Genomic DNA, 2,775 nt, shown 5'->3' on the forward strand with positions numbered 1-2,775 from the left:
TAGAACAGGCGTTCTGGAATTTCGTGCTGTGTTGGAGCCGCCCGAGTTTTTCAACACAATCGGCGGAGAGCCGACCTTCGCTGCAGATGCATATCCTGACGCTCAGTTCACGCCATCACAGTCAAATAGTGCAATCTAGTGGAAATTCGTAGTTCAGCGGGTATATGTGCTTGCAATTGAAGGCTGAAATCTACCAACTTCGGTCGCGACAGAAGAGCACAGAGAGGTCTTTATGGCTGAGCAGTATGATTTTGGGAATCTTTCACCCATTGAATTTGAAGCTCTAGTCGCTGACCTTATGAGTGCAGAACTTGGAGTGCGATTTGAAACGTTCTCAGAAGGTGCGGATGGCGGCATTGATGCGCGACATAGCAGTGCAACGGGGAATGTAATTCTTCAGGCCAAACATTACAGAAATAGCACATGGGCTGACTTGGAGACCTCGGCAAAAAGAGAATCCCCTAAAGTTCATAGGCTTAATCCCAATACCTACTATTTCCTGACGTCTCAAAAGTTGACTCCAGATAGAAAATTCGCGCTTCAATGTCATTTAGGCCACCCTTCAGTTACAGTGTCGAACATTCTCGGCAGGACCGAGCTAAATGCTCTCATAAGAAAGCATAGTGAGGTCGAGAAGAGTAACATCAAGCTTTGGCTTTCAAGCGCGGCAGTGCTTCAGAGGCTACTCACAAACGACATAGCGGTTTTCACCGAAGCAACTAAAGAAGGCATGGAGCGCGTACTTAAGGTGTTTGTTGCTAATCCAAGTCTGCCGAAAGCTGCAAAAATCTTGAAGAAACAGCATTGCTTGATAGTTTCCGGTCCGCCCGGTGTAGGCAAGACCACGCTATCGCAGGTTTTGGCGGCGGAATACAGCGAAGAGGGTTGGGAACTTGTTGCGATAAGTAGCATTGAGAAAGGCTATGAAGCGTTCCATCCTGAAAAAAAGCAGGTCTTTGTTTTTGACGATTTCCTCGGCAAGATCAAACTCGATGCGAGGTCATTGGCGAAAGATGACGCAAAAATCGCTGGTTTTATGCGGCTCGTCTCTGGGCGGACCACAAAGCGGTTCATCTTAACAACGCGTAAGTACATTCTAGAAACGGCACGAACCGTTTCTGAGGCCCTGGATGATGATCAAGTCGAACTCACAGAGATGATCCTTGACCTCGACGTTTATACGAGAGAGATCAAAGCCCGAATTTTGTACAACCATTTGTATCATTCAGGTCTTGAAGAAAGCGCTATTGCGGCGCTGTTAGGGGGAGATACTGTCTCTCGTATCGTTGATCATCCGCACTATATGCCGCGTATCGTGCATTGGATGACTGACCACGTCCGATTTAGGGATTCTGACCCTGAAGAATACCCTCGCGCGTTTATACAAGCGCTCGATAATCCAGAAAAAGTATGGGAAAAGCCTTTCCAGCATCATATCAGTGGCGCGGCGCGTGTGATGTTGTACTGTATGTTTTTGTCGAGACGTGAGACCTTCTTTGGGAGCGGTGGAATTGAGAAGGGCATAAAGGTAGAAGAATTACGCGATTTATTTGAAAGCTCGCTATCGGCCTTTTCTATCGAGAGAGACGGGACCGTTCCAGAGAGCCGCTTCGAAGAAACACTTCGGGAAATCAAGTCATCGTTTATTGTGCTACAGGGCGGGACTGTGAATTTCATAAACCCTTCGGTGCAGGACTTTCTGTCGCGTAGAGTGAATAACCCAAATATTCTGGATCGACTTGCACGCTCAGTAACGACCTTCAACAATGCAGCAGACTTGTGGAAAGTAGCATCCGAATATTTTAACGGGAAACCGATGAAGTCCACCCAGATCGCAAGCGTGATCCTGTTACAGATCAAGTCTGGTGCAGTGGCGGGGCGGCTGCCTCTCGAAGATTTAGCTCCCTTGCTCGGTGATCTAATTTTCAAATCTGAAAGGTTTGAGTTCACTAGTTTTTTGCGCGGAGGTGGATTGTCCACCACCGCTTGGATCAATGAAGTAGAGCTGCCTAGCCTCATAGATGACCTGATGTTTGGGAAGTATAGTGAGCTTCAGCATGCACAGGCATTCGGCAGGTGGCTTCGGCTTCAACTATTCAAGTATCTGTCGAAGAGAGACTATGTTCTGGAAATCGAAGAACTAGGGCTACTTGCTGACAACTTGCCCATGTATCGAGAAGACCTGCCAGAATGCATACTCGAAAAGTTTGAAGAGGCTGCAACGGAAAGTATCGATAGCTTGGAGTCTTCTGGCATAACAGGCCATGAGGATCGCGAGACAGCTATTGGCACATGGCTGGAACAGATTGAGAAAATTGAGGGTTATCTGGGACGTCCGGTTGATAGCTGGAAGCGTAGCGAACTCGAAGGCGAAAAATGGAGTATACAACAGCTGCACGAGCAGCAGATGCAAGAATTCAAAGACAGTGGTGGCTTAAGGCGATCTTCTTCTAGTTCTGGCGAATCATTGAACTCGCCGCCTCCTGCAAGTCCTTCAGTGGCAGCCAGAAGTGGCTTTTCGAACGTAGATTTACGCAACATGTTTTCATCTCTTAGAAAGTGATTTCTGGATTGAAGATTAGCTATGCACATGTCGAAGTTTCGCGAATTAGCTACGAGTGAATGTCTCTTTTGACGTGCTGCCGTGCAGCGTTCAATACGGTTGCCGGAAGTCGGCTTTGGGCCGATGGTGTTGAAAAACTCCCCAACCGGGCAATCACCGGGCTCCGACCAGAATTTCGTTCTGGTGAAAGTCAGATCTCCCTCTCTGACGCG

1 protein-coding gene is annotated in these 2,775 nt (G+C 47.9%); it reads left to right on the forward strand.

Annotation, left to right across the window (positions count from 1 at the left end; translation table 11 throughout):
• Positions 1 to 232: 232 nt before the first annotated feature.
• On the forward strand, positions 233 to 2,563 hold the full coding sequence (locus F3H57_RS22010) for an ATP-binding protein (protein WP_149759074.1): 2,331 nt from the start codon (positions 233 to 235) through the stop codon (positions 2,561 to 2,563).
• The last annotated feature ends 212 nt before the right edge of the window (positions 2,564 to 2,775 follow it).

Source organism: Roseivivax sediminis, from assembly GCF_900112685.1.
Lineage (GTDB): Bacteria > Pseudomonadota > Alphaproteobacteria > Rhodobacterales > Rhodobacteraceae > Roseivivax > Roseivivax sediminis.